Origin of the sequence: Leifsonia sp. 466MF, from assembly GCF_900100265.1 — a bacterium.
Lineage (GTDB): Bacteria > Actinomycetota > Actinomycetes > Actinomycetales > Microbacteriaceae > Leifsonia.
Genome location: NZ_LT629696.1, coordinates 855,514 through 880,047, shown reverse-complemented (window position 1 = coordinate 880,047; position 24,534 = coordinate 855,514). Strand labels below are relative to the sequence as shown.

At 70.4% G+C, this 24,534-nt stretch carries 25 protein-coding genes; 12 read left to right on the top strand and 13 right to left on the bottom strand.

Going from position 1 to position 24,534, the window contains the following annotated elements; genetic code table 11:
• Positions 1 to 28: 28 nt before the first annotated feature.
• Together BLR91_RS04175 and BLR91_RS04170 are read right to left on the bottom strand one after the other, a co-directional pair.
• On the bottom strand, positions 29 to 712 hold the full coding sequence (locus tag BLR91_RS04175) for a response regulator transcription factor (protein ID WP_018191801.1): 684 nt from the start codon (positions 710 to 712) through the stop codon (positions 29 to 31).
• Entirely contained in the window at positions 709 to 1,860 is a 1,152-nt protein-coding gene (locus tag BLR91_RS04170) for a sensor histidine kinase (RefSeq protein ID WP_018191802.1), read from the bottom strand. Before BLR91_RS04170 ends, BLR91_RS04175 begins: the two co-directional genes overlap by 4 nt.
• A gap of 193 nt (positions 1,861 to 2,053) precedes the next feature.
• On the opposite strand from BLR91_RS04170, the gene phoU reads away from it, so the two are divergent.
• The gene (phoU, locus tag BLR91_RS04165) at positions 2,054 to 2,710 is read left to right on the top strand and encodes a phosphate signaling complex protein PhoU (protein ID WP_020077044.1); all 657 of its coding nucleotides are present in this window, start codon (positions 2,054 to 2,056) and stop codon (positions 2,708 to 2,710) included.
• 99 nt (positions 2,711 to 2,809) lie between these two features.
• Here the strand turns inward: phoU and BLR91_RS04160 are convergent, their stop codons facing one another.
• Together BLR91_RS04160 and BLR91_RS04155 are read right to left on the bottom strand one after the other, a co-directional pair.
• Positions 2,810 to 3,238, bottom strand: coding sequence for a 2'-5' RNA ligase family protein (locus BLR91_RS04160; RefSeq protein ID WP_089876884.1), 429 nt, complete (start codon positions 3,236 to 3,238; stop codon positions 2,810 to 2,812).
• 53 nt (positions 3,239 to 3,291) lie between these two features.
• The gene (locus tag BLR91_RS04155; RefSeq protein ID WP_018191805.1) at positions 3,292 to 4,041 is read right to left on the bottom strand and encodes a phosphoglyceromutase; all 750 of its coding nucleotides are present in this window, start codon (positions 4,039 to 4,041) and stop codon (positions 3,292 to 3,294) included.
• A 69-nt stretch (positions 4,042 to 4,110) separates the two neighbouring features.
• Here BLR91_RS04155 and BLR91_RS04150 point away from each other — a divergent pair, with 69 nt between their 5' ends.
• Positions 4,111 to 4,932 (top strand): class I SAM-dependent methyltransferase, encoded by an 822-nt coding sequence (locus BLR91_RS04150; RefSeq protein WP_089876886.1) that lies wholly within the window; start codon positions 4,111 to 4,113, stop codon positions 4,930 to 4,932.
• 27 nt (positions 4,933 to 4,959) lie between these two features.
• On the opposite strand, the gene BLR91_RS04145 is transcribed toward BLR91_RS04150, so the two are convergent.
• The 6 genes from BLR91_RS04145 to BLR91_RS04120 form a co-directional block, all read right to left on the bottom strand.
• A complete protein-coding gene (locus BLR91_RS04145) occupies positions 4,960 to 7,035 on the bottom strand; it encodes an iron ABC transporter permease (protein WP_089876888.1) in 2,076 nt (691 codons plus the stop codon).
• Positions 7,032 to 8,009 carry an ABC transporter substrate-binding protein gene (locus BLR91_RS04140; RefSeq protein ID WP_089876890.1) on the bottom strand — a complete coding sequence of 326 codons (978 nt, stop codon included), beginning with the start codon at positions 8,007 to 8,009 and terminating at the stop codon, positions 7,032 to 7,034. Before BLR91_RS04140 ends, BLR91_RS04145 begins: the two co-directional genes overlap by 4 nt.
• Positions 8,006 to 8,848, bottom strand: a complete 843-nt coding sequence (locus BLR91_RS04135; protein ID WP_089876892.1) for an ABC transporter ATP-binding protein — start codon at positions 8,846 to 8,848, stop codon at positions 8,006 to 8,008. The genes BLR91_RS04140 and BLR91_RS04135 overlap by 4 nt, the downstream gene beginning before the upstream one ends.
• Positions 8,849 to 8,927: 79 nt before the next feature.
• On the bottom strand, positions 8,928 to 10,061 hold the full coding sequence (ygfZ, locus tag BLR91_RS04130) for a CAF17-like 4Fe-4S cluster assembly/insertion protein YgfZ (RefSeq protein ID WP_089876895.1): 1,134 nt from the start codon (positions 10,059 to 10,061) through the stop codon (positions 8,928 to 8,930).
• 12 nt (positions 10,062 to 10,073) lie between these two features.
• A complete protein-coding gene (locus BLR91_RS04125; protein ID WP_018191811.1) occupies positions 10,074 to 10,670 on the bottom strand; it encodes an FABP family protein in 597 nt (198 codons plus the stop codon).
• Between the two features lie 137 nt (positions 10,671 to 10,807).
• Complete coding sequence (locus BLR91_RS04120) at positions 10,808 to 11,161, bottom strand: hypothetical protein (protein WP_020077037.1); 354 nt, start codon at positions 11,159 to 11,161, stop codon at positions 10,808 to 10,810.
• 105 nt (positions 11,162 to 11,266) lie between these two features.
• Between BLR91_RS04120 and BLR91_RS04115 the strand changes: the two genes are divergently transcribed.
• The 10 genes from BLR91_RS04115 to pstB all read left to right on the top strand — a co-directional run bounded on the left by BLR91_RS04115 (position 11,267) and on the right by pstB (position 22,221).
• Positions 11,267 to 12,019 carry a response regulator transcription factor gene (locus BLR91_RS04115; RefSeq protein WP_018191814.1) on the top strand — a complete coding sequence of 251 codons (753 nt, stop codon included), beginning with the start codon at positions 11,267 to 11,269 and terminating at the stop codon, positions 12,017 to 12,019.
• Positions 11,988 to 12,887 (top strand): mycothiol synthase, encoded by a 900-nt coding sequence (mshD, locus tag BLR91_RS04110; RefSeq protein ID WP_089876897.1) that lies wholly within the window; start codon positions 11,988 to 11,990, stop codon positions 12,885 to 12,887. The genes BLR91_RS04115 and mshD overlap by 32 nt, the downstream gene beginning before the upstream one ends.
• 92 nt (positions 12,888 to 12,979) lie before the next feature.
• Positions 12,980 to 15,190: an RNA degradosome polyphosphate kinase gene (locus BLR91_RS04105; protein ID WP_089876900.1), complete on the top strand. Its 2,211-nt coding sequence runs from the start codon at positions 12,980 to 12,982 to the stop codon at positions 15,188 to 15,190.
• Complete coding sequence (locus BLR91_RS04100; protein ID WP_020077035.1) at positions 15,187 to 16,125, top strand: NUDIX hydrolase; 939 nt, start codon at positions 15,187 to 15,189, stop codon at positions 16,123 to 16,125. Before BLR91_RS04105 ends, BLR91_RS04100 begins: the two co-directional genes overlap by 4 nt.
• A 99-nt stretch (positions 16,126 to 16,224) precedes the next feature.
• Positions 16,225 to 17,013 (top strand): hypothetical protein, encoded by a 789-nt coding sequence (locus BLR91_RS04095; RefSeq protein ID WP_018191818.1) that lies wholly within the window; start codon positions 16,225 to 16,227, stop codon positions 17,011 to 17,013.
• 140 nt (positions 17,014 to 17,153) lie between these two features.
• A complete protein-coding gene (locus tag BLR91_RS04090) occupies positions 17,154 to 18,020 on the top strand; it encodes a L,D-transpeptidase (protein WP_089876901.1) in 867 nt (288 codons plus the stop codon).
• Between the two features lie 153 nt (positions 18,021 to 18,173).
• Positions 18,174 to 19,268 (top strand): phosphate ABC transporter substrate-binding protein PstS, encoded by a 1,095-nt coding sequence (gene pstS, locus BLR91_RS04085; RefSeq protein WP_089876904.1) that lies wholly within the window; start codon positions 18,174 to 18,176, stop codon positions 19,266 to 19,268.
• Between the two features lie 99 nt (positions 19,269 to 19,367).
• Positions 19,368 to 20,315 carry a phosphate ABC transporter permease subunit PstC gene (gene pstC / locus BLR91_RS04080; protein ID WP_018191821.1) on the top strand — a complete coding sequence of 316 codons (948 nt, stop codon included), beginning with the start codon at positions 19,368 to 19,370 and terminating at the stop codon, positions 20,313 to 20,315.
• On the top strand, positions 20,315 to 21,406 hold the full coding sequence (pstA, locus tag BLR91_RS04075; protein ID WP_018191822.1) for a phosphate ABC transporter permease PstA: 1,092 nt from the start codon (positions 20,315 to 20,317) through the stop codon (positions 21,404 to 21,406). The genes pstC and pstA overlap by 1 nt, the downstream gene beginning before the upstream one ends.
• Before the next feature lie 35 nt (positions 21,407 to 21,441).
• Positions 21,442 to 22,221, top strand: coding sequence for a phosphate ABC transporter ATP-binding protein PstB (pstB, locus tag BLR91_RS04070; protein WP_018191823.1), 780 nt, complete (start codon positions 21,442 to 21,444; stop codon positions 22,219 to 22,221).
• A gap of 105 nt (positions 22,222 to 22,326) precedes the next feature.
• Here the strand turns inward: pstB and BLR91_RS04065 are convergent, their stop codons facing one another.
• The 3 genes from BLR91_RS04065 to BLR91_RS04055 all read right to left on the bottom strand — a co-directional run bounded on the left by BLR91_RS04065 (position 22,327) and on the right by BLR91_RS04055 (position 24,534).
• Positions 22,327 to 23,103, bottom strand: coding sequence for an anti-sigma factor (locus tag BLR91_RS04065; protein WP_089876906.1), 777 nt, complete (start codon positions 23,101 to 23,103; stop codon positions 22,327 to 22,329).
• A complete protein-coding gene (gene sigK, locus BLR91_RS04060; protein WP_442911244.1) occupies positions 23,100 to 23,696 on the bottom strand; it encodes an ECF RNA polymerase sigma factor SigK in 597 nt (198 codons plus the stop codon). Before sigK ends, BLR91_RS04065 begins: the two co-directional genes overlap by 4 nt.
• A gap of 208 nt (positions 23,697 to 23,904) precedes the next feature.
• Entirely contained in the window at positions 23,905 to 24,534 is a 630-nt protein-coding gene (locus tag BLR91_RS04055; protein ID WP_018191826.1) for a hypothetical protein, read from the bottom strand.

Below are 24,534 nucleotides of genomic sequence, written 5' to 3'. Positions count from 1 at the left end.
GTTCGGGACGAGCAGGCCGGGAGACGCCTCAGGCGTTGAAGCGGTAGCCCAGCCCGCGCACGGTCACCAGCATCCGCGGCTCCGAGGGGCTCTCCTCGATGCGCGAGCGGATGCGCTTGATGTGCACGTCGAGCGTCTTGGTGTCGCCGAAGTAGTCGCTCCCCCACACCCGGTCGATCAGCTGTCCCCGGGTCAGCACGCGTCCGGCGTTGCGCAGCAGCAGCTCGAGCAGCTCGAATTCCTTCAGCGGCATGGAGATCTCCGCGCCGTTCACGGCGACCGTGTGGCGGTCCACATCCATCCGCACCGTTCCGGCCTCGAGCACGCCGTCATCCTGCTGCTCCTCCTCGTCGACGCGGCGGCGGAGCACCGCACGGATGCGCGCCAGCAGCTCCCGCGACGAGTACGGCTTCGTGACGTAGTCGTCGGCGCCGAGCTCCAGCCCGACCACGATGTCCACCTCGGAGTCCTTGGCGGTCAGCATGATGATCGGAACGTTCGAGCGGGTGCGGATCTCGCGGCACACCTCGGTGCCGGGGATGCCCGGGAGCATGAGGTCGAGCAGGATGAGGTCGGCGCCGTCGCGGTCGAACGCGGCCAGCGCGGACGGGCCGTCCTCTGCGACCTCCACCTCGTAGCCCTCCCGCTTGAGCAGGTACGCGAGCGGCTCGCTGAGCGAGGCCTCGTCCTCGACGAGCAGGATGGATGTCACTGGTTGTCTCCTAACGGGGGTCGGACACTGGATGCCTCGGGCAACCGGATCGTGAACGTGGAACCGCGGCCGGGCTGTGACCAGACGCGCACCTCGCCGCCGTGGTTCTGCACGGCGTGCTTGACGATGGAGAGGCCGAGCCCGGTGCCGCCGGTGTTGCGCGAGCGGGCCTGGTCGACACGGAAGAAGCGCTCGAACACCCGGTCGAGGTCCTCCTCGGGGATCCCCTCGCCCTGGTCGGTCACCGCGATCTCGACCACGCCTCCGGTGTTGCGCACGCCGATCCCGATGCGGGAGTCGTCCGGCGAGTACTGGATGGCGTTCGAGATGAGGTTGTGGACGGCCGTGACCAGCAGGTTCTCGTTGCCGATGACCTGGGCGTCCTTGTCGCCGCGCATGGCGATCTCGATGTTGCGGGTCTCCGCCGCCACACGGTTCTGGTCGATGGCGGCCTTGACGACCTTGCTGGCGGACAGCTCGGTCGCGTTGCCCAGCGCATCCGTCGCCTGGAGCCGGCTCAACTCGATGATGTCCTGCGTGATGCGGGCGAGGCGCTGCGCCTCCTCCGACAGCCGCAGGGCGAAGCGGCGCACCTGCTCCGGGTCGTCGGAGGCGCCGTCGAGCGCCTCGGCGAGCAGGCTGACGGCTCCGATCGGCGTCTTGAGCTCGTGGCTGATGTTCGCGACGAAATCGCGGCGCACCGCATCCAGCCGGAACGACTCGGTGCGGTCCTCCGCGAGAAGCAGGATGTAGCGCGAGCCGAGCCGGGCGACGCGCACGCTCAGATGGATGCCGGCGTCGCCGAACGGCCCGCGCGACAGCTCGCACTCCTCGGTGAGCGACTCTCCGCTCCGTCGCACCCGGTTCACCAGGTCGACGAGGTGCGGGTGCACGAGGGCGCCGTTCCAGACCAAGCCGATGGCGTGGGCGCCCGGCGACGCCTTGATGACGTTGTTGGACGGGTCGAGCACGACGCCGGCGGACTCGAGCGCGTCCAGCACCTGGTCGACGCCGTCCGGCACCGCCGGGTTGACCACCTCGGCGGCGTGATGGCCGCGTCGCGCGGCGATGTGCAGGATCCACACGAAACCGGCGCCGACGGCGAGCCCCAGGCCCAGCGACAGCAGCACCAACCAGGTGGAGTCCATGGCCCCAAGCGTAGGTGATCACGATGCACGCGCATGGACGCATCCCGCCACCGGCCGCGTGTTTTCGCGGGTACGTTAGACAGTGTTCAGCCAGGGGGCACCGTTTGTTAACCTGCCACGGCGAACATGCAATACGGGGTCAGAAGGCCCCGACATCCCGCGTGCCCGCGCACGCCAGGAAGGACCACACCCCATGCGCGAAGTCTTCCAGCAGGAGCTGGCGGAAGTTCAGGACCGCCTCGTCGAGATCGCCGAGCTGGTCGTCCGCTCCATCCAGAACGCCACGCAGGCGTTCAACGACTCGGATGTGACGCTCGCCGAGGACGTCATCGCGAATGACCACCGCATCGACGAGCTGACGGTGCTGCTCGACGAGCTGTCCATCCAGATCCTCGCCCGGCAGCAGCCGGTCGCCCGCGACCTGCGCATCGTCGTGAGCGCGCTCCGCATCAGCGCGTCGCTCGAACGGATGGGCGACATGGCCGAGCACATCGCGCAGCTGGCCCGGTACCGGTTCCCGGACAAGGTCGTGCCGAAGAGCCTCCGGTCGACCTTCGCCGAGATGGGTCGCCTCGACGTGCAGATCGCGCAGAAACTGGCCGAGCTGCTCCGCTCGCAGGACATCCGTCTCGCGGACGAGATCCGCAACGACGACGACGACATCGACGAGCTGCACATCAGCGTCTTCGACAAGGTGCTCGGCGAGACGTGGAAGGGTCAGGCCGTCGACACGGTCGACGCGACCCTCGCCTCCCGTTACCACGAGCGCTTCGCCGACCACGCGGTCTCGATCGCGAAGAAGGTGCAGTACCTCGCCACCGGCGACTGGGCGCCCGAGCTCGCCTCCTAGTCCACTCTCCCGACTCAACCCAACAGCTCCTGAGTTTTCGCCTCGCGCTCCGGCGTTTCGCGCGAAAAACTCAGGAGCTGTTGGCTTGAGTCAGGGGCGTTAGGGGCGGAGGGGCGCGAGGGGGATGCGCGCGGCGACGGTTCGGGTGGAGTGCGGAGCGCGGGCGACGACGGAGAGCTCCGCGAGGAGGGCGTGCTCGCCGGGATGCAGACGGCCGGCTGACTGGTCCGTGACGTGCGGACGGTAGCCGTCTCGCAGGTGGCGCTGGTCGCGGATGACGGCGCCGGCGGCCTCCAGCGCATCCACCACCGCGAGGTGCAGCGCATGCAGCGGCTCGGAGGCGCGCAGCACCGTCACCGGAACCGTCCGGTGGGCTCCGAACCGCTCGCGGGCTGCAGCGACGACCGGGATGGGCGGAACACGCGGGATGAGCGCGGCGACCGCATCCGCATCGAGTTCGGTGTCGAACGGCGGCACGATGGTGACGTGCAGCGGCCAGTCGCCGGCCGGAAACGTGGCCGGAAACACGTCGTCGCCGCGTCCCCGGAGGAACGCGACGACGACGAAGGTGCTGGTCGTGGCTACTTCTTGCCCTGCGCGGCGACCGCGGCGGCACCGGCGGCCGCTGCCTCCGGGTCGAGGTAGTACGACGGCTCGAGCGGCGTGAAGTCCTCGCCGAGCTTGTAGACGAGCGGGATGCCGGTCGGGATGTTGAGGCCGGCGATGTCCTCGTCGGAGATGCCGTCGAGGTGCTTCACCAGGGCGCGCAGCGAGTTGCCGTGCGCGGTGACGAGCACCGTCTTGCCCTCGGCGAGGTCGCGCGTGATGTCCGACTCCCAGTAGGGCAGCATCCGGGCGATGACGTCCTTCAGGCACTCGGTGCGCGGCAGGTCGTCGCCCAGACCCGCGTAGCGCGGGTCGCCGACCTGCGAGAACTCGCTGTCGTCGGCGAGCGGCGGCGGCGGCACGTCGAACGAGCGACGCCACAGCTGGAACTGCTCCGGACCGTACTTCTCGAGCGTCTCGGCCTTGTCGAGGCCCTGCAGCGCGCCGTAGTGACGCTCGTTGAGCCGCCAGGAGCGCTCGACGGGGATCCACAGACGGTCGGCGACGTCGAGCGCGTAGTTCGCGGTCTGGATCGCGCGCGTCAGGACGGACGTGTGCAGCACATCGGGCTCGAGCCCGGAGTCGCGGAGCAGTTCGCCCGCCCGCTTCGCCTCGGCGACGCCGGTCTCGCTGAGTCGCACGTCGACCCAGCCGGTGAACAGGTTCTTCTCGTTCCACTCGCTGCTGCCGTGGCGCAGGAGGATCAGGGTGTAGGGAGCGGCCATGCCCCCAATCTATCGCGTCGCCGGTGCCGGCGAGCGCGGCGGAGACCCGCCCGCTGCCAGGATGGAGGCATGGCTTCCGGTGCGGTCGGCACGGTCACCCGTGGCACGACGAACACGAACCGGCTGCGCCGTGTCGACCGCTGGATCGCCGCGCAGCCGGTGCTCCGCCGCACCTCGGACCCGGTCGTCGTCGACCTCGGTTACGGTGCCAGCGGGGTCACCGCGCTGGAGCTGCACCAGCGGCTTGCCCGGGTGCGGCCTGATGTGGAGGTCGTCGGCCTCGAGATCGAGCCGGGCCGGGTGCGCACGGCGAACGAGCAGCTGGCCGCGGTGCGCGAGGGCCGGACGGGCTTCGCGGCGGACGCGCGCATCCGGTTCGCGCTGGGCGGCTTCGAGGTGCCGCTTCCCGACGGCCGGCGTGCCGCGGTGATCCGCGCGTTCAACGTGCTGCGGCAGTACCGGGAGGCGGATGTCGCCGAGGCCTGGGAGCGGATGCGCGCGCGCCTGCAGCCGGGCGGCATCCTGGTCGAGGGCACCTGCGACGAGATCGGGCGCATCTCCAGCTGGGTGGAGCTCGACACCGCGGGCCCGCGCACGCTGACCGTCTCGCTGCGGCTCCGCGGTCTGGACACCCCCTCGATCGTCGCCGAGCGGCTCCCGAAGGCACTCATCCACCGGAACGTTCCGGGCGAGCGCGTGCACGACTTCCTGGCCCAGCTCGACCGCCTGTGGCGCATCCACTCGCCCCTCGCCGCCTACGGCCCGAGCCAGCGGTGGATCGCCGTGGCACAGGGGATACGGGACGCGGGCTGGCCGGTCGTCGGCGGCCGCACGCGCTGGCGGCTGGGCGAGCTGACCGTGGCGTGGGATGCGGTGGCGCCGAACCCCTGAAACAAGCGGCTGTTCGGGCAGCGGCGCTCACGCCTCCGCCCGCGACCTCCACAGCAGCCACAGGAAGTACGGCGCCCCGATCACGGCGGTGACCAGACCGACCGGGATCTGCGCGGGCGCGATCAGCGTCCGGCCCACCGTGTCGGCGACGCTGACGAGGATCGCCCCGAGCAGCGCGGCCACCGGCAGCACGCGCGCGTGCCGCTGTCCGACCAGCGATCGGGCGGCGTGCGGAGCGACCAGCCCGACGAAGGCGATCACGCCGACCGCCGCCACGGCCGCGGCGGTGAGGGCGACCGCGATCGCCAGCAGCCCGAGCCGGGCGCGGCCGAGCCGGACGCCGAGCACCCGCGGGGTGTCCGGGTCGAGTCCGACGATGTCGAGCTCCCGCGTGGCCGCGGCCAGCAGCGGCACCGCGACCAGCAGCACCACCAGCACCGGCAGCACCTGCGGGAACGTGCGGCCGTACGTCGAGCCGGACAGCCACACCAGGGCTTTCGCGCCGTTGAACGGGTCGGTCAGCACGATCAACAGGCTGGTCAGGGCGGTCGCGCCGGAGGAGACGCCGATGCCGATCAGGATAAGACGGTTCTGCTCCAGCCCACGCCGCGCGGCGAGGCCGAACACCAGCAGGGCGGCGGCCGCCGCACCGGCGAGCGCCGCTCCGCCGACCAGCCAGAAGCTCGCCAGCGGGACGGCCGTGATGACGGCGATCGCTCCAACGCCCGCTCCCCCGACCACGCCGAGGATGGCGGGTTCGGCGAGCGGGTTGCGCGACACCGCCTGCACGATCGTGCCCGCCAGGGCGAGTGCCGCACCCGCGAGGAGTGCTGCGGCGACCCGCGGGAGGCGCGTGTCGAGTACGAAGGACACCACGCGTCCGGCGCGACCGGTGATGCCGTTCCAGACGTCGCCGAGAAGCAGGCGCGCATCCCCCAGGAGGACGGCAGCGACCAGCGCCGCGACGAGGGCGACGCAGCAGACCACCAGCGTGATCACGAAGGCGCGCCTGCTGCGCAGTTTCACCGCCGCGTTCGTCGCGGTGTTCGACGACGTGTCGCGCGACCGGTAGGCCAGGTACACGAGCACGCCGGCGCCGAAGACCGTTGTCACGATCCCGGTCGGCACCGCGACGCCCGCCTGCCCGCCGAACACCGCGCGGAGCAGCACGTCGGCGATCAGGACGACGAGCATCCCCGCCACCGCGGAGGCCGGCAGGAACGCCCGATGGCGGGCCAGCCCGGGCACCCGCGACGCCAGCAGCCGCACGATCGCGGGCGCGCACAGCCCGACGAACGCGATCGGCCCTGCGATGGTCACCGCCACCGCCGACAGCAGCACCGCGAGAACCACGACCACCGCGCGGGTGGTGCGCGGGTTCACCCCGACCGAGACGGCGCCGTCATCACCGAGGGCGAGGATGTCGAGCCGCCGGCAGAGCACCAGCAGACCCGCGAATGCGACGACGGCGAGCGGCAGGAGCTGCAGCACCCCGTCCATCCCGGTCTGCACGAGCGATCCGTTGCCCCACGCGAACAGACCGGTCGTCTCCTGCGAGTAGAAGAGCAGCAGCATCCCGCTGACCCCGCTCAGCGCGAGCGTCAGCGCGGAACCCGCCAGAACCAGCCGGACCGGGCCGGCTCCCCCACGCGACAGCCCCAGCACGACGACGGCCGCGATCAGGCCACCGCAGAAGGCGATCGCTCCGGCCGGGAGCACCGGAAGGGAGATGCCGAAGGCGGCGACGGCGACGACGGCCAGGTAGGCACCCGCGTTCACCGCGAGCGTGTCGGGAGCGGCGAGGGGATTCCGGGAGACGGACTGCAGGGCCGCCCCCGCCGCACCCAGGGTCGCGCCGACCACGAGCCCGGCCGCGAGCCGGGGCAGCCGGGAGGCGGCGAGCACGGCATCCGCCTGCGCTGCACCCGATCCCCCCGCCCTCGCTCCCCCGGTCAGAGCACGCCAGAGGGCGTCCGGCCCGAGCACGGCGGTCCCCTGCGAGAGGTGGATGAGGGAGAGCGCCACCACCGCGACCGCGGCCGCGCAGGCCAGAAGGGCGAGCCGTCCGCCGGCTCCCCGGCGGACGGCGACGGCCTGTGTCACTTCGTGAGGGCGTCGACCAGCGCCGCGACGTACTGCTTCATCGACGCGGGGCCTCCGAACATCCAGATGCCGTCGGGCAGGCGGTGCACGTCGCCGGCCGTGACGAACGGGAGGGAGGCCCACACGGCGTTGTCCTTCAGTGCCCCCTGGAACGGGTCGCTGCCGTCGACGTCGTTCGCGATGTAGGCGAACTGCACGTCTCCGAGGGAGGTCAGACCTTCCACATCGGTCGCGGCGAGGCCGTACGCCTCGTCGCCCTTCAGCTTCCACGGGTTGGCGAGCCCGAGCTTCTCGTTCACGTCCGAGATCAGCGACCCTGCTGCGTATGGACGCACGGAGACGCTGTTGCCCTGCACCCATCCGTCGGCGAACGCGACCTTCGCACCGGACAGGCCCGCATCGGCGAGCTTCTTCTTGCCGTCGGCGACCGCCGTGTCGAACGACGCCAGCTCGGTCTTCGCGCGGTCCTCCGTCCCGGTCGCCTTCGCGATCAGGTTCACGTTGTCGGTCAGCTGCTCCAGCTGCCGGGAGGCGTCGGCCGACCGGACCACCAGCACCGGCGCCACGCGCTCCAGCTGGTCGATGGCGGAGTCCGAGAGGTCGGTCGTCGCGACCACCAGGTCCGGCTTGAGCGCGGCGACGGTGTCGACGCTCGGCTCCCCGCGCGTCCCGATGTCCTTCACGCCCTTCGGCAGCTTCTCCGCGGTGTCCCAGGCGCTGTAGCCCTTCACATCCGCGGCGCCCACCGGTTCGACGCCGAGGGTCAGCAGCATCTCGACCACGTTCCACTCGGTGCCGACGACCTCCTTCGCCGGACCGTCGAGGCGGACCTTCTCGCCACGAGCGTCGGTGACCGTCAGGGCCGCCCCGCCGTTCGTCTCGCCGCTGGCGGGTTCGGTCGTGCCGCAGCCGCTCAGCGCGATCGCGGCGGCGACCGCCAGGGCTGCCACGGGCAGGTGTCGTCGGATGTTCATCGGGTCCTTTCGGTTCGGAGGTGGTGGGCGCCGACGGCCCGCGTGCGCGGGACACCGGAGATCGGATCGGTCTCGACGTCGATGCGGATGCCGTAGACGTCGGTCAGGAGCTCGGGGTCGTACACCTCGGCGGCGGAGCCGGCGGCGACGACGCGGCCGGAGCGCAGGAGCACGACGCGGTCGGAGACGGCGGCGGCCTGGTCGAGGTCGTGGAGCACGAGGCCGACGGTGACGCCGTGCAGGTCCGCCAGCTCGCGGACGAGGTCGAGGATCTCCACCTGGTAGCGCAGGTCGAGGTAGGTCGTCGGCTCGTCCAGCAGCAGCACATCCGTCTCCTGCGCGAGGCAACACGCGAGCCAGACGCGCTGCAACTGGCCGCCGGAGAGCGACTCGACACCGCGGTCGGCGAACGCCGCGACACCGGTCAGCTGGAGCGCCCGGTCGATGGCGGCGCGGCCCTCGGGGTCGGTCGAGCGGAAGCGACGGCGGTACGGGTGACGGCCGAAGCCGACGACCTCGCGGACGCTCAAGCCCGCGGGCGTCGGACGGCTCTGGGCGAGGAGGGTGACGCGGCGGGCGAACTCCGGGCGGGAGAGGGCGAGCGCATCGACCATCTCCGTCGCGTCGGCGTCTGCCGCGCCGGGGAGCAGCACCGAGCCGCCTCGCGCATCCTTCAGCCGTGCGATCGCGCGGAGGAGTGTCGACTTGCCGCTGCCGTTCGGGCCGATGAGGGCGGTCACGCGCCCGCGCGGGAGGAGGAGGTCGGCGCCGTGGACGACGTCGACGCCGTCGTAGGCGATGGTCACGTCGGAGGCGAGAAGGCCGGCGGTCGCAGTCACGAAAGTTAGGTTAGCTTAACCTAACTCGGTCGCCAAGCGGCAGCCGGATACAGCGGCCCAGCGGCGTCGCGTCAGCCGTTCAGGAACGCGGAGTGCGGGTGACGGCGCCCAGACGCGGGATCCGCGGAACCTGCGCGGCCGAGCCGGCCTCCGGCGGCACCACGATCTCCTGCCCGGCGGCGACCTGCACGCCGTCCGCCTCGACGGTCAGCGTGGCGTCGGGATCGGTCGACCGCTTCACAACGGCGAGCGCGATCGGACCCAGCTCGTAGTGCACCGCTGACGAGGTCACGGCACCCACCTCGCGGTCGGCGGCCGAGACGACGGCTCCGGATGCGGGGAGCACACCCTCCGACCCGTCCAGATGAAGCATGACCAGGCGCCGCGGCGGGTGGCCGAGGTTGTGCACCTTGGCGACGGTCTCCTGCCCGCGGTAGCAGCCCTTGCTCAGGTGCACCGCCGTGCGCAGCCAGTCGAGCTCGTGCGGGATGGTCCGCTCGTCGACCTCCGTCGAGAAGCGCGGCCGCCAGGCCGCGATGCGCAGGGCGTCGGCGGCCAGCGTTCCGGCGACCGACAGCTCGCCCGAGCGGACGCGGGCGACGATCGAGGGCAGCGCGTCGCGCGGGACGAGGCGCTCGCTCCACGACCATCCCGCTCCGGGATGCTCGCCGTGCGCGTACTGGTGACCGCCCGGCGTCACGGCGCGCCAGGGATCGTGCCAGACCAGGGGAACGGCGTTGGGCGCCGCCAGCGGCAGCGGCGGGTCGCCCAGCGTGCCGATCGTGGCGAGGTCGGCCGTGCGGTCGGCGAGCTCGACGCGCAGCATGAACCGCATGGAGTCGAGCCAGCCGAGCAGACCCTCCGCCTCCGGTCGGTCCACCAGCAGCCACAGGGTCTCGCCGTCGTCGACCAGCCGGACGGCGTGCTCGACGCGACCCGTCACATCCAGCAGCAGGGTCTCCGACGACTCCCCCGGCCGCAGCTCGGTGAGCGCCTGGCTCGTGAGCGAGTTCAGCCAGCTGAGACGATCCGGACCCTGGATGGTCAGAACGGCCCGGTCGGACAGGTCGACGATCGCGCCGCGCTCCGCGAGGGCGCGCTGCTCGGCGAGAGGGCTGCCGTAGTGCGTGGGAACGCCCGTGCCGTCGGTGTCGACGGCGCCCGGCAGATCGAGGAACGGTGAGCGCTGATCGGGCTCCAACTGGTCGGACATCGGCGGCGCCTCTCAGTCGACCTTGGCGAGCCGGGCGGAGGCGTGCGTGCGCAGCTCCTGGCCCAGGGCGGCGATGTCCCATGCCCACAGCAGGTGGCCGTCCACCAGACCGTAGAGGCGGGTCGCCGCGGTGTACTCCTTCGCCCCGGCCGTCCGCAGCACCGCGTCGGTCGCCAGGTCGATGCGCGGACCGGCCACCTGGCCGACGTAGATCTCGCTCACGCCGTCGGGATGGATGATCGAGACATCGATGTCGAAGGCGCCGTGCGAATTGCGCAGGGTCTCGACCGACTGCGCCGTGTTGAACGGGCGGGAGCCGACACCGGGGAGCATCGCGGGACCGGCGTCGCCCTCGACCAGCTTGCGGCGCAGCCGCCAGTAGCCGGTCTCAGCGGCGAGCGGCGTGTTCTGCTCATCGAGCACCCACGAGGTCGCCGAGTAGTTGAGGTAACCGAGCCCGTCGTGGCTGAAGCTGACACGCTGGCCGAACTCCAGCTGGGTGTGCTCCTCGTCGACCGTGTAGTCGAGCACACCTGTGCCCTCCCAGACGCCGATCAGCCAGGAGAGAGGGACGAGCTCGGCGGGGAGATCGGTGGGGATCTCGATCATGGCTTCGGCCTCAGGGCTCAGCGCTGACCGCGGAAGAGGTTGTACACGACCACGCCCGAGACGCCGAGGATGGCGAGAGTGGCCAGGCCCAGAAGGCCGATGAAGAAGAGTTCGAGAGCGACCAGCATGCTGCCAGTCTACCCAGCAGCCGCCGACACCAGGGCAAGAACGCCTCCGAACAGGCCCAGGATGATGAAGCTGCCGACGAAGGTCACCGCGAGCCGGTCGATGAAGCCGTCCTTCTGCTGCGTCGCCAGCTGCGCGACGAATCCCAGGAGCACCGAGACGCCCAGCGCGAGGGACAGCCAGGAGGCGTACTCGGCCGATCGCGCCACCGTGGCGATGAGGATGCCCAGCAGCAACGAGACGGCCCACACGGCGCCGATGCTGGTGAGCGTGGCCCATCGCGGCAGCGGCGGCTGCACAGGGCCGGCCGCGGCAGCCGGACCCATCACGTGCATCGGCGGGGTGTCCGGGGTGTCGTCGCTCACCCTCCCATTGTGCCCCGGCGCGAGCCCGCGGCGGCTGCCGGACAGGGCGGGCGGCTGTTTCCGGTAGCATTACGGCACGGTTTCCCGGCGGGTGAGGAGGAATGTGTGGCGCAGCTTCTGATCCTGACCTCTGCGCCGAACCCCACCGCGCCCCGCACTCCAGGGGCGACCTCCTCGGTCTCCGACGCCGCCGGTCCGGGCGCGGAGGTGCTGCCGTCCCTCGCGCTGCTGAGCCACCGGGTGCGTCAGATCCCGGCCGAACCGGCCTCCCTGGTGAACGCCCCGAGCTGCGACCTCATCTTCGTGGATGCGCGGCGCGACCTGGCGAGTGCGAAGTCGCTCTGCAAGATCCTCACGACGACCGGCGTCACGGTCCCGCTCGTCCTGGTGCTCACCGAGGGCGGCCTCACCGCGGTCAGCGCGGACTGGGGCGTCAGCGACGTCGTGCTCGACTCCGCGGGCCCCGCCGAGCTGGATGCGCGCATCCGTCTCGCGATCGGGCGCCAGACGCAGGAGCATTCTCAGTCGAAGATCCAGGCCTCCGGCATCACGATCGACGAGGCCAGCTACTCCGCCAAGGCCCACGGCCGCCAGCTCGACCTCACGTTCAAGGAGTTCGAGCTGCTCCGCTTCTTCGCGACGCATCCTTCGCGCGTCTTCACCCGCGAGCAGCTGCTCAGCGAGGTGTGGGGGTACGACTACTTCGGCGGCACCCGGACGGTCGACGTCCACGTGCGACGCCTGCGGGCCAAGCTCGGCGACCTGGAGTCGCTGATCGGCACCGTGCGCAACGTCGGATACCGGTTCAACGTGTACGAGGAGGAGAATGACCGCCTCCCTACGTCTCTCCGTCCCTGACCTCGGCGATCCCGCACAACGGCAGGCGTTCTTCGAGGTCGCCGCGGCCGCCGCGGAGGAGGACGGCGCCGACGCCTTCAACGAGCAGGCGCGCCTCGATCTCGACGCCGGCCGGCGCTCTCCCGTCGTCGCCACCGCGACCGGCGACGCGGCGGACGGACGGGTGGTCGCGGCCGGGGCGGTCGGACGCGGCGAACTCGACCTGGTCGTCGACCCGCTGTTCCGCGGCCTCGGCTTCGGAGAGGCCGTGCTCGAGGGGATGCTCGCGAGCGCGGCCGGGTCGCTGACCGCCTGGTCGCACGGGGCGCATCCCGCGGCCGCACGGCTGGCCGAGCGCTTCGGATTCGTGCCGGTGCGGCGGCTCCTCCACCTGACCGCCCCCGTGCCTCCGGCGTCGTCAGCGCCGGGTCCGTGGCCCATTTCCGCGCCGTATTTGATCGGGGCGTTCCGCCCGGGCGCCGACGACGAGGAGTGGGTGGCGCTCAACGCGCGCATCTTCTCGTCGCATCCCGAGCAGGGCTCGCTCACCGCCGACGATCTCCGCGACCGGATGGACGAGCCGTGGTTCGACGCGGACGACCTGCTCGTGCTGCGCGACGGCGACGGCCGGATGGTCGGCTACGACTGGCTGAAGGTGGAGGACGACGCCGGCGAGATCTACGTGCTGGGCGTCGACCCGGAACTCGCCGGGCAGGGGCTCGGCCGGAGCCTCCTGCGCGCTGGATTCGCGCGGCTGGCCGATCGCGGTGTCAGCACGGCCGACCTCTACGTGGAGGACGACAACGAGTCGGCGCTCGCGCTGTACCGCTCTGCGGGGTTCGTCGACCACACGGTCGACATCCAGTACCGCAGGGACCGCACGGCGTAGCTCATCAACGCGGATTCCCTCCACAGGCAGCGTTTATCCACCGTTTACGCAGCGCCGTCACCACGGCCCGCTCCCGGTGCCATGATGGGGGGATGGACGAGCGCACGACTCTGGAGAACGGCCTTCTCGACACGGGGCTGGGCGGCAGCCTGGGCAGCGACTTCGACGACGACTTCGCTCCCTTCATCTACGAGCCCGACCCGACCCTGCCGGACGACCGCTACCTCGACCGCGAGCTGAGCTGGCTCGCGTTCAACCAGCGTGTGCTGGAGCTGGCGGAGGACCCGCTGCTCCCCGTGCTCGAGCGCGCGAACTTCCTCGCCATCTTCGCAAGCAACCTGGACGAGTTCTTCATGGTCCGCGTCGCCGGCCTGAAGCGCCGCATCGCCACAGGACTCGCGGTGCCCACGAATGTCGGGCGCGCCCCGCAGGACGTGCTCGCCGACATCTCCGAGAAGGCGCACGAGCTGCAGCTGCGCCACGCACGGGCGTACCACGACCTGGTCCTCCCCGCCCTGCGCGATGCGGGCATCACGGTCGTGACGTACGACCAGCTCGACGACGCCGACAAGGTGCAGCTGCGCGAGATCTTCTCGCAGCAGATCTTCCCGGTGCTGATGCCGCTCGCCGTCGACCCGGCGCACCCCTTCCCCTACATCTCGGGGCTCTCGCTCAACCTCGCCGTGCGCGTCCGCAACTCGCGCACGGGCAAGGAGCAGTTCGCCCGCCTCAAGGTGCCGCAGATGCTGCCGCGGTTCGTCCGCATCGACCAGCGCGAGACCGTGGGCCAGGTGCGCTTCATCACCCTCGAGGAGCTCATCGCCAACCACCTCGGCGACCTCTTCCCCGGCATGGAGATCCTCGACCACCACGTCTTCCGCGTCACCCGCAACGAAGACGTCGAGATCGACGAGGACGAGACCGAGAACCTCATCCAGGCGCTCGAGCGCGAGCTGCTGCGGCGACGCTTCGGTCCGCCGATCCGCCTGGAGGTCACCGACGACGTCGACCCGGTCACCCTCGGGCTGCTCGTGCGCGAGCTCGATGTGACCGAGCAGGAGGTGTACCGCCTCCCGGCTCCGCTCGACCTCGGCGGCCTCTTCGACCTCGCCAAGATCGACCGCCCCGACCTCCACTACCCGAACCACGTGCCGACCACGCCGGCGCAGCTGATGCCGAGCGAGCCGAACGCCAAGCCCGACATCTTCGCGGCGATCGCCCGGCAGGATGTGCTCGTCCACCACCCGTACGAGTCGTTCGCGACCAGCGTCCAGGCCTTCCTGGAGCAGGCGGCGGCCGACCCGCACGTGCTCGCCATCAAGCAGACGCTGTACCGCACCTCGGGCGACAGCCCGATCGTCGAGGCGCTGATCGACGCGGCGGAGGCCGGCAAGCAGGTGCTCGCCCTGGTCGAGATCAAGGCCCGCTTCGACGAGCAGAACAACATCTCCTGGGCGCGGAAGCTCGAGAAGGCCGGCGTCCACGTCGTCTACGGCCTGGTGGGTCTCAAGACGCACTGCAAGCTCGCCCTCGTCATCCGCGAGGAGAAGGGCGTGCTCAAGAGCTACAGCCACATCGGCACGGGCAACTACAACCCCAAGACCTCCCGCATCTACGAAGACCTCGGGCTCTTCACCGACGACGACCAGGTCGGCAAAGACCTGACCCGCCTGTTCAACGAGCTCTCCGGCTACGCGATCGAGAAGAAGTTCAAGCGGCTGCTCGTCGCCCCGCTGCACCTGCGGAAGGGCCTCCTCAAGCGGATCGACACCGAGCGGGCCAACGCCGAGGCCGGCCGGCCGTCCGGCATCCGGATCAAGCTCAACTCGATCGTCGACGAGGCCATCATCGATGCGCTCTACCGGGCGAGCCAGGCCGGCGTTCCGGTCGACCTGTGGGTGCGCGGCATCTGCGGAGTCGTACCGGGCCGCGAAGGCCTGTCGGAGAACATCCGCGTCCGCTCCGTCCTCGGCCGGTACCTCGAGCACTCCCGCGTCTTCTCGTTCGTCAACGGCGGCGACCCCCAGGTGTACATCGGCAGCGCCGACATGATGCACCGCAACCTCGACCGCCGGGTCGAGGCGCTCGTCCGCCTCACCGAGCCAGAGCACCTGCGCGAGCTGAGCGACCTCTTCGACCTCGCGTTCGACGAGCGCACCGCCACGTGGAAGCTCGACCAGGACGGCGTGTGGACGCGGCACCACCTCGACGAGAACGGCAAGCCGCTGGTCGACCTGCAGAACAAGCTCATCCAGCAGTACAGTCACCGCCCACGCAGCACCCGTACGGGAACGAGGCGGTGAGCCCGGCCATCTACGCCGCGGGCGCCCTCTGCTGGCGCGTCGTGGACGATCGGATCGTCGTGCTCGTCGTGCACCGCACCAAGTACGGCGACGTGACGATCCCCAAGGGCAAAGTCGACCCCGGCGAGACGCTGCCGCAGACGGCCGTGCGCGAGATCGAGGAGGAGACCGGGCTGAAGATCGGCCTCGGAGTCCCGCTCGGCGTCTCGACCTATCCCCTCAGCAGCGGCCGCGAGAAGATCGTGCACTACTGGGCGGCGGAGGTCGGCGAGAAGGCCATCCTGCGCTCCACCTTCGTGCCGAACAGCGAGATCGCCGCGATCGAGTGGGTCACGATCAAGAAGGCGCGCGGCTACCTCACCTACGAGCGGGATGTCGAGATCCTGGACGCGTTCGACGCGCTCGTCCACCAGGGCATCACCTCAACCTTCGCGCTGATCGCGCTGCGCCACGGCAAGGCGGCGCCCCGCGACCGCTGGGACGGCTCCGACGCCTCCCGGCCCCTCACGGAGCGCGGCGTCAAGCAGGCCGCGGCCGACGTGGCGACCCTCGAGACGTGGCGTCCGAAGCGGATCGTCACGAGCGACGCGGTGCGCTGCGTCACCACGGTGGCTCCGCTCGCGGCGGCGACCGGCATCAAGCCCCACCGCGACCACGACATCAGCCAGGACGCCTACGAGGAGGGCCGCGGGGATGTGCGGGGCGTCGTCGGCAAGCGCGTCCGCTCCCGCAAGACAGCCGTGCTGTGCAGCCACGGTCCGGTGCTGCCCGAGATCATGCGCGAGATCGCCCTGGCGACCGGCACGATGCCGGGCGCCTACCTCGACGACGCGGCCGATCTCGACACCGGCGGCTTCTCGGTCGTGCATCTCTCGGCGACGAACCCGGCGTCCGGGATCGTCTCCATCGAGACCTACGCACCCGTGGAGGGTTAGCACACCGCACATCCATCTTCCATAGTTGCAGCTGAGATATCACCCTGTTAGTGTCGGGAGGTGCCATTCGGCACGTCTCCGTTCCACCAGAGGAAATGAATGACCAGCTCAACGCGCATCCGCTTCGGCGCGCTCACGGCAGCCGCTGCCGTGGTCGCCGGCGGATTCTTCGCCGCCGCTCCGGCCACTGCCGCGACCGGCACCCTGACGCTCGCCAACACCACGTTCACCGCGGGCGACTGGGGCGCCGGCCTCAACGTCGCGGGCTCCGGTTTCACCGCCGACGCGGTCGTGACCATCACCGTGGAGACCTCCGACCACACCGCCATCGACCTGCACGATGTGACGGCCGACGCCTCCGGCTCCTTCCAGGAGACCTACACCCCGTTCGTCACGCTGCCCCTCCCGGCCGCGGGCGACACCCTCTCGGTGACCGCGACGAGCAACCTCGGTGACACCTCCAACTCGGTGCCGCTCACGGTGAACCCCGCGACGCTGCCGAAGAGCATCGTCTCGAGCGTCTCCACCATCACGACGGCGCAGCTGACCGACAAGAACAGCGGCATCTCCATCCTCGCCTCGGGCTACACCCCCGGCGAGCAGGTGAAGGTGACGGTCGACTACGCGGGTGACGCCCTCGACCTCGGCCCGTACACGGTCGAGGCGGACGGCTCCGTCGTCTTCGGCTTCTACCTCGCCGGCGGCGTCGCGACCGCCGGCCCGCTCACCGTGACGGTGGCCGGTCAGCAGTCCGGCGTCAGCCAGAGCGTGACCATCCAGGTCACCGGTGAGGACGTCGCCGTCGGCGGCGGCACCGCGCCGTCGCTCGGTGGCGCTGCGACTGCGGCGGCCTCCGGCCCGTCGCGCCTCCCCGTCGTCAGCGGCTGATCGGCGCCTGACGATTCGTGGCGGCGCGGACCCGATCGGTCCGCGCCGCCACTCGCGGTTCACGGCGCCCTCCATCCACACACACACACACACACACACCCTCCGACCCCGCCCAGACCTGACCCGACGACAGAGACACCATGACGAACCGCCGCATCCTCCCCGCCCTGCTCTGCACCGCCGCCCTGCTCGCATCGCTCTCCGCCTGTGCCCCCGGCGACGCGAAGCCCACCCACAGCGCCTCACCGCGGCCCACGGCAACCGCCGAAGCCGGCGCCGCGCTGCCGCCCGGCCTCTCCCCGTCCGAGCTGAAGGCGCTCCCCACCGCCTCCTTCAACGCGGTCATCCCCGGCCTCATCGCGGCGCCCGAGAAGGCCGAGATCCGCACCGCGTTCCGTCTGGCCTTCGACACCGCCGCGTACGCCGGCGACTTCCGGACGCCGGTCGCGCTCATCCCCGCCAACAACTTCCTCGGCGAGCCGACCGTGGTGGTCCGTGTGAAGACGCGCGGCGACTGGTCACTCATCCTCACGCCGGCAAGGAAACAGCTCCCCTCGAAGGCGACCGCGGCCGACCCCGCACCCGCCCAGAGCGCAGCCTGGGTGCCGACGAGGCTGCTGCGCGTCTCGGCGACCCTCACCAAGCGGGTCGTGATCTCGACGGAGGAGCAGAAGCTCAGCATCCTGGATGGCGCGGGCCGCACCCTGCAGGAGTTCGCGGTCGGCGTCGGCACCGACTCGACGCCCACTCCGACCGGCACCGGCTACCTGCAGGCCCGCTACCTGGACCCCGCGCAGGGCCAGGAGGAGCACCGCATCCAACTCACTTCGCTGCATGCGACCGCGGCAGACGAGCCCTACGACGGTTCCGACGGCGGCCTCATCGGCATCCACTACCAGTCGACGGCGGCCGGCGCCGTCTCGCACGGCTGCGTGCGGCTGTCGGCCGAGGCGATCGCCGCCGTCGACGCCCTCCCCCTCGGGACACCGGTGCAGATCACCGGCTGACCCGCGGATTCACAGGAGCACGAGGACAAGAGGACGCCCGGCGTTAACCTCCCGTTTACCACCGCGGGGGACTCTGGACAGACACCGGGAATAGCGTCTCACGCGGGTCGCACCGACCCCGTCCTGTTGTTACTGATCCCCGAAGGGACAACTGTGAAACTCAAGCGCATCGGCGCTCCCGTGGCACTCCTCGCCGCAGCCGCCATCTCTCTCACCGCCTGCGCGGCGAACGAGGGCAGCACGCCGTCGACCACGACGGCCAAGGCCTCGAACCTGTCCGGCACGCTGAACGGCATCGGCTCGTCCGCCCAGGGCGCGGCGCAGACGGTGTGGGCCGCCGGCTTCCAGGAGGCCAACCCGAAGGCCACCATCAACTACGACCCGCAGGGCTCCGGCGCCGGCCGCAAGAGCTTCATCTCGGGTGCTGCCGACTTCGCCGGCTCCGACGCCGCGCTGAAGACCGAGGAGCTCGGCTCCACGTTCGCCGGCTGCGCCGCGGAAAGCAAGGGCATCGACCTCCCCGTCTACATCTCCCCGATCGCGATCGCGTACAACGTCGACGGCGTGAAGGACCTCAAGCTCGACGCCGCGACCATCGCCGGCATCTTCTCGGGCAAGATCACCACGTGGGACGACGCCAAGATCAAGGACCAGAACACGGGCGCCTCGCTCCCGTCGGCCCCGATCACGGTCGTTCACCGCTCCGACGACTCGGGCACCACCCAGAACTTCACCGAGTACCTCGCCGCGAACGCCCCCGATGTCTGGACGGCCCCGGCCTCCCAGACGTTCCCGTTCCAGGTCGGTGACGCAGCCAAGGGCACCTCGGGTGTCGCGGACGCCACCAAGAACGCGAAGAACTCCATCACGTACATCGACGAGTCGGGCTCGGCGGGCCTCAGCATCGCCCAGCTCAAGGTCGGCGACAACTACGAGAAGATCAGCGCCGACGGTGCTGCCGCCGTGGTCGCCGCCTCCCCCATCGCCGATGGTCGCGAGGCCAACGACCTGGCCATCCAGATCGACCGCAAGGACACCAAGAAGGGCGCCTGGCCGCTCGTCCTGGTCTCCTACATCATCGCGTGCCAGGAGTACAAGGACGCCGCCAAGGCGGACCTGGTGAAGGGCTACGTGGACTACATCATCTCGAGCGACGCCCAGAAGGCCGCTGCGGAGCAGGCCGGCTCGGCCCCGCTCGCGAGCGACCTGGCCGACAAGGTCTCCAAGGCCGTCGCCAGCATCAAGTAACACCACGCCGCTCGGCCTGGGCTGCCCCGCAGCCCGGGCCGAGCGGTGCTCCCGTCCTCAGCCGTCCCCCACGGCGCACCCGATGAGAGAAAGCAACGAATGACCGCCGGAACAGTAGGAGCCATCAGGCCGAAGGCGAAGGTCCGCCTCGGCGACCGGGTCTTCTCGACCAGCACCATCGTGGCCGGATCCCTGATCCTCGCCACCCTCGCCGCCGTTGCGATCTTCCTGGTCGTGCAGAGCATCCCGGCTCTGTTCGCCCACGCAGGCGAGCTTCCCAACAACGCGACGAACTTCTGGTCGTGGGTCTGGCCGCTCGTCTTCGGCACCATCTGGGCGGCGCTGATCGCGCTGCTGATCGCGACCCCGCTGTCCATCGGCATCGCGCTGTTCATTTCGCACTACGCACCGCGCCGCGTCGCCTCGGTGCTCGGCTACATCATCGACCTTCTCGCCGCCGTCCCCTCCGTCGTCTTCGGCCTCTGGGGCATCGCGACGCTCTCCTCGTTCGTCCAGCCCTTCTACGTCTGGCTAGGCGACAACCTCGGCTGGATCCCGTTCTTCGCGCCACCGGTCTCCGGCACCGGCCGCACCATCCTCACCGCCGGCCTGGTGCTCGCCGTCATGGTCATCCCGATCATGACCGCCATCTGCCGCGAGATCTTCCTGCAGACCCCGCGCCTCCACGAGGAGGCCGCCCTCGCCCTCGGCGCGACGCGCTGGGAGATGGTCAAGATGGCCGTCCTCCCCTTCGCCCGCAGCGGCATCATCTCCGCCATCATGCTCGGCCTCGGCCGCGCCCTCGGCGAGACCCTGGCCATCGCTATGGTGCTCTCACCCGCCCTGATCGTGAAGTTCGCGGTGCTGCAGGCGCAGAGCCCGAACACGATCGCGGCGAACATCGCCCTGCAGTTCCCGGAGGCGACCGGCCTCGGCGTGAACGCGCTCATCGCCTCCGGTCTCGTGCTGTTCGTGGTGACCCTGCTCATCAACATGCTCGCCCGCTACATCGTCAGCCGCCGCAAGGCCTTCTCTGGAGCGAACTGATGGCCACCACCACCGCTACCGCCCCGCGCCCCCTCGCCAACTCCTACACGGCAGGCAAGCTGCCCCGCTGGGCGCCGTGGACGATGCTCGTCGTCTCGTGGGTCGTCTTCGCCGCGATCTTCGCGATGCTCGCCGCGAGCGGCGCGACGAAGGACTTCAACATCGTCGGCGCGATCTTCTTCGGGACCGTGCTGTTCGACGTCGCGATCTACACCACATCCCTGCTGGTCGAGGGCTCCCGCAAGGCCGTGGACCGGCTGGTCACCTCGCTCGTCGCGACCGCGTTCATCATCGCCCTCCTCCCGCTGATCTCCCTCGGCTGGACGGTCGTCTCGCAGGGTCTCGCCCGCTTCGACATCGCCTTCTTCTCGGAGTCGATGCGCAACGTCATCGGCGACGGCGGCGGCGCGCTCCACGCGATCGTCGGAACCCTCGAGATCACCCTCATGGCGGCGGTCATCTCCGTGCCGATCGGCCTGCTGACCTCGATCTACCTGGTGGAGTACGGGCGCGGCATGCTCTCGCGCGGCATCACCTTCTTCGTCGACGTGATGACCGGCATCCCCTCGATCGTCGCCGGCCTGTTCGCGTACGCCCTGTTCGCGCTGTTCTTCGGTCCCGGCATCCGCAACGGCTTCATGGGAGCCGTCGCCCTCTCGGTGCTGATGATCCCGGTCGTCGTGCGGTCCAGTGAGGAGATCCTGCGGATCGTCCCGAACGAACTGCGTGAGGCGTCCCTCGCCCTCGGCGTCCCCAAGTGGCTGACCGTGCTCAAGGTGGTGCTGCCGACCTCGCTCGCCGGTCTCGTCACCGGCGTCATGCTCGCCATCGCCCGTGTCATCGGCGAGACGGCACCACTGCTCATCGTCGCCGGCTTTACGACGAGCATGAACTACGACCTCTTCAACGACCGGATGATGACCCTCCCGGTCTTCGTGTACACCCAGTACACGCAGGCCGCCGGGCTCCACGCGCAAGCCCAGATCGACCGCGCCTGGACGGGCGCCCTCGCGCTGATCATCATCGTGATGCTGCTCAACCTGGCCGGCCGCATCATCGCCAAGGCCTTCGCTCCCAAGTACGGCCGCTGAACCCGCACCCCTCCACCCGACAGCCAAGGAATCAATTGTCCAAGCGCATCGAAGTCAACGACCTCAACGTCTACTACGGCAAGTTCCGCGCCGTCGAGGGCGTCTCGCTCACCATCGAGCCCCGCTCCGTGACGGCCTTCATCGGCCCGTCGGGATGTGGCAAGTCGACGTTCCTCCGCACCCTCAACCGCATGCACGAGGTCATCCCCGGCGCGTATGTCGAGGGTGAGGTGCTCATCGACGGCAACAACCTGTACGGCCCGGGCGTCGACCCCGTCCTCGTGCGCCGCCAGGTGGGCATGGTGTTCCAGCGCCCGAACCCGTTCCCGACCATGAGCATCCGCGACAACGTGCTCGCCGGCGTGAAGCTCAACAACCGCCGGATGTCGAAAAGCGAGGCCGACGACCTGGTCGAGAGCTCGCTGCAGGGCGCCAACCTGTGGAACGAGGTCAAGGACCGACTCAACCTCCCCGGCTCCGGACTCTCCGGTGGTCAGCAGCAGCGTCTGTGCATCGCCCGCGCGATCGCCGTCTCCCCCGACGTCCTGCTGATGGACGAGCCGTGCTCGGCCCTCGACCCGATCTCGACGCTCGCGATCGAGGACCTCATCGAGGAGCTGAAGAACGACTACACGATCGTGATCGTGACCCACAACATGCAGCAGGCGTCGCGCGTCTCGGACCGCACCGCGTTCTTCAACATCGCGGGCACCGGCAAGCCGGGCAAGCTCATCGAGTACAACGACACCAACCAGATCTTCTCCAACCCGACCGTGCAGGCCACCGAGGACTACGTCTCGGGCCGCTTCGGTTGATCCGGACGCGACCCCGCGGTCGCAGCAGACGCGAGAACGCCGCCGATCAGTGCGATCGGCGGCGTTCTTTGCGTTCGCTCGTCGTCTCCTGCCGGGCGATCCCGATCAGGACGCGATGGCGACGATGGGCGGGCTCGTCGGCTTGTCGGACCCACCGCTCGGCTCCACCGTGACGCCGACCGTGTCCCCCGCCGCCATGTCGCCGGTGAGCACGCGCCAGGTCGATCCCGAGTTCGCCGGGTTCATCGTCCCGGCGGGGATCGCCTGCCCGTCGCGCAGGTACCAGAGCTCGTAGGTCTTGTCGCTGGGAAGCGCCGGGAGGTCGTTGGCGACGAGCGCGGAACGTCCCAGTTCGCCCGACCACACGAGGGTCGCCGTTCCGCCGCCCTCGACCTGCGCGGTCGCCCGCTGCACGTCCGGAGCCGCGTTGATCTCGGCCAGGGCGGACGCCTGCTGCGATTGGTACGAGTTGCCGCCGGAGAGTGTCGAGCCGACGAACGCTCCGCCGACGAACAGCACGATCGCGGCGGCCGCGGCGCCGAGGAGAAGTCCAGGGCGCTGGAACCAGCGGCGCTGTGCGGCGCGCTCGGCGCGGCCCGGGGTGGCTCCGGGAGCTGCTTCGGGGGCCGGAGAGGCGTCGGCTGCTTCGGCTGGGGCCGCGACGGGCTCCGCCGTCGGCTGGGCGACATCCTGAGCCGGCAGCTGCGGGGTGTTCTGCAGCCGCGCGAACAGCGCCGCCTTGAGTTCCGGGCGGGGCTGGACGGGCTCGGCGGAGAGCGCCAGTTCGGCGGCGACGTCCTCGAAGGCACGGGCCTCCTGCTCGTCGTCCGCGCCCAGGCGGTAGCCGAGGCGCCCGGCGTCTCGGTCGTCCTCGCGGGTCATGTCGTCACCCCCAGTTCCTCTCGCAGCCGTATCATCGCATCGCGCAGCCGAGTCTTCGCTGTGCCGAGCGGGATTCCGAGCTCGGCCGCGACCTCGGACTGGCTGAGTCCCCCGTAGTAGGCGAGGGTGACGGCCTGCCGTTGCGGCTCGCTCAATTTCGCCATGGCCACCTCCACCCTCTCGTGCTCGACCCGGACCTCCACCGTCTCAGCCACCTGGTCGTAGGCGGTCGGGAGGTCGCGGATGCCCACAACCGTGTCCCGGTCGCGCGACGCCTGCGATGCGCGGATCCGGTCGACAGCGCGCCGGTGGGCCATGGTCATGATCCACGTCTGCGCTCGACCTTTATTCGGATCGAACCGCGGAGCGGATTGCCACGCCTCGAGGAAGACCTCCTGGGCGACCTCCTCCGACTGCGCGCCGTCGATGAGGAGCCGGCGGATGAGTCCGAGGACGCGCGCCGCGGTCAAGTCGTAGAAGCGCGAGAACGCCTCCTGATCGCCCGCGGCGGTGCGGACGAGGAGGGCGTCGAGGTCGACCGCAGGGGCGTCGTCCACGTCGTCTCCGCTCTCATCCGGCCTGCCGGGAGTCATCCCGCCGATGCTCGAACGGGCTTCTCCTGAACAGAAGAGTGCCGGGCCGCAGAACGCCTCTCGGCGCGAGGCCGCTCGAAGCGGCTAGTTTTGGAGCCCGGGGTTACTGCGGCCCGGCGACATCCAGTGTACAGGAGCGGTTCGCGGCGCCTATCGGCGTGGCGTTCGCAGCGGGAGAACGCGGATGCCGCCGCGGGGGTTGACCTGCTCAGTCGAGCGATCCCGACCGCCACAGCCGTGCGCACGCCGTCAGTTCCTCTGCGGTGCGGGTGAAGCGCAGAGCCCGCGTGGTCAGCTCACTCGCCCGCTCCGGGTCGAGCACGTCGCGGTCGTCGGCGACGGAGGCGGCCCCGGCTGCTGCGACCCGGCAGAACGCAGCCGCCCGGTCGAGCGCGACGGCGAAGTCGCCCTCGAACAGGCCACGGAGGATGCGGTCGGCGAGTTCGGTGATCTCCGCCGGTCCCGCCGGATTCGGGGCGCCCGCCACGACCGCGTCGATGGACCCGAGCACCTCGGTGCCGCGCTGGAACAGGTACGCGGTGCCCTCCGCATCCTGGCGAATGAGAAGCCGGATGAGGTAGATGCGCCACAGCGCGCCGGGCAGGCTCTTGGCGTTGGACCGAGACCACAGTTCGGCGAGCGCATCGATGCCGTGCTGGTCGGTGAACGCGACCAGCCGGTCCACGACCTCCGCGTCCGGGTTCTCGCGCACCCGCGCGAGCAGGGCACGGGCGGTCTCATGCGCGACCCTGCTGATCTGCGCGGGATCCTCCCCGCCCATGAAGGCCTCGAACATCCCACTCGTGAACAGCGCGGGCTTGTGGAACCGGTCAGACAT

Coding starts and splice junctions, on each gene's coding strand:
- BLR91_RS04170 (WP_018191802.1), bottom strand. CDS start 1,860: ATGGACTCCACCTGGTTGGTGCTGCTGTCGCTGGGCCTGGGGCTCGCC.
- phoU (WP_020077044.1), top strand. CDS start 2,054: ATGCGCGAAGTCTTCCAGCAGGAGCTGGCGGAAGTTCAGGACCGCCTC.
- BLR91_RS04155 (WP_018191805.1), bottom strand. CDS start 4,041: ATGGCCGCTCCCTACACCCTGATCCTCCTGCGCCACGGCAGCAGCGAG.
- BLR91_RS04150 (WP_089876886.1), top strand. CDS start 4,111: ATGGCTTCCGGTGCGGTCGGCACGGTCACCCGTGGCACGACGAACACG.
- BLR91_RS04140 (WP_089876890.1), bottom strand. CDS start 8,009: ATGAACATCCGACGACACCTGCCCGTGGCAGCCCTGGCGGTCGCCGCC.
- ygfZ (WP_089876895.1), bottom strand. CDS start 10,061: ATGTCCGACCAGTTGGAGCCCGATCAGCGCTCACCGTTCCTCGATCTG.
- BLR91_RS04125 (WP_018191811.1), bottom strand. CDS start 10,670: ATGATCGAGATCCCCACCGATCTCCCCGCCGAGCTCGTCCCTCTCTCC.
- mshD (WP_089876897.1), top strand. CDS start 11,988: ATGACCGCCTCCCTACGTCTCTCCGTCCCTGACCTCGGCGATCCCGCA.
- BLR91_RS04105 (WP_089876900.1), top strand. CDS start 12,980: ATGGACGAGCGCACGACTCTGGAGAACGGCCTTCTCGACACGGGGCTG.
- BLR91_RS04095 (WP_018191818.1), top strand. CDS start 16,225: ATGACCAGCTCAACGCGCATCCGCTTCGGCGCGCTCACGGCAGCCGCT.
- BLR91_RS04090 (WP_089876901.1), top strand. CDS start 17,154: ATGACGAACCGCCGCATCCTCCCCGCCCTGCTCTGCACCGCCGCCCTG.
- pstC (WP_018191821.1), top strand. CDS start 19,368: ATGACCGCCGGAACAGTAGGAGCCATCAGGCCGAAGGCGAAGGTCCGC.
- pstA (WP_018191822.1), top strand. CDS start 20,315: ATGGCCACCACCACCGCTACCGCCCCGCGCCCCCTCGCCAACTCCTAC.
- BLR91_RS04065 (WP_089876906.1), bottom strand. CDS start 23,103: ATGACCCGCGAGGACGACCGAGACGCCGGGCGCCTCGGCTACCGCCTG.
- sigK (WP_442911244.1), bottom strand. CDS start 23,696: ATGACTCCCGGCAGGCCGGATGAGAGCGGAGACGACGTGGACGACGCC.
- BLR91_RS04055 (WP_018191826.1), bottom strand. CDS start 24,534: ATGTCTGACCGGTTCCACAAGCCCGCGCTGTTCACGAGTGGGATGTTC.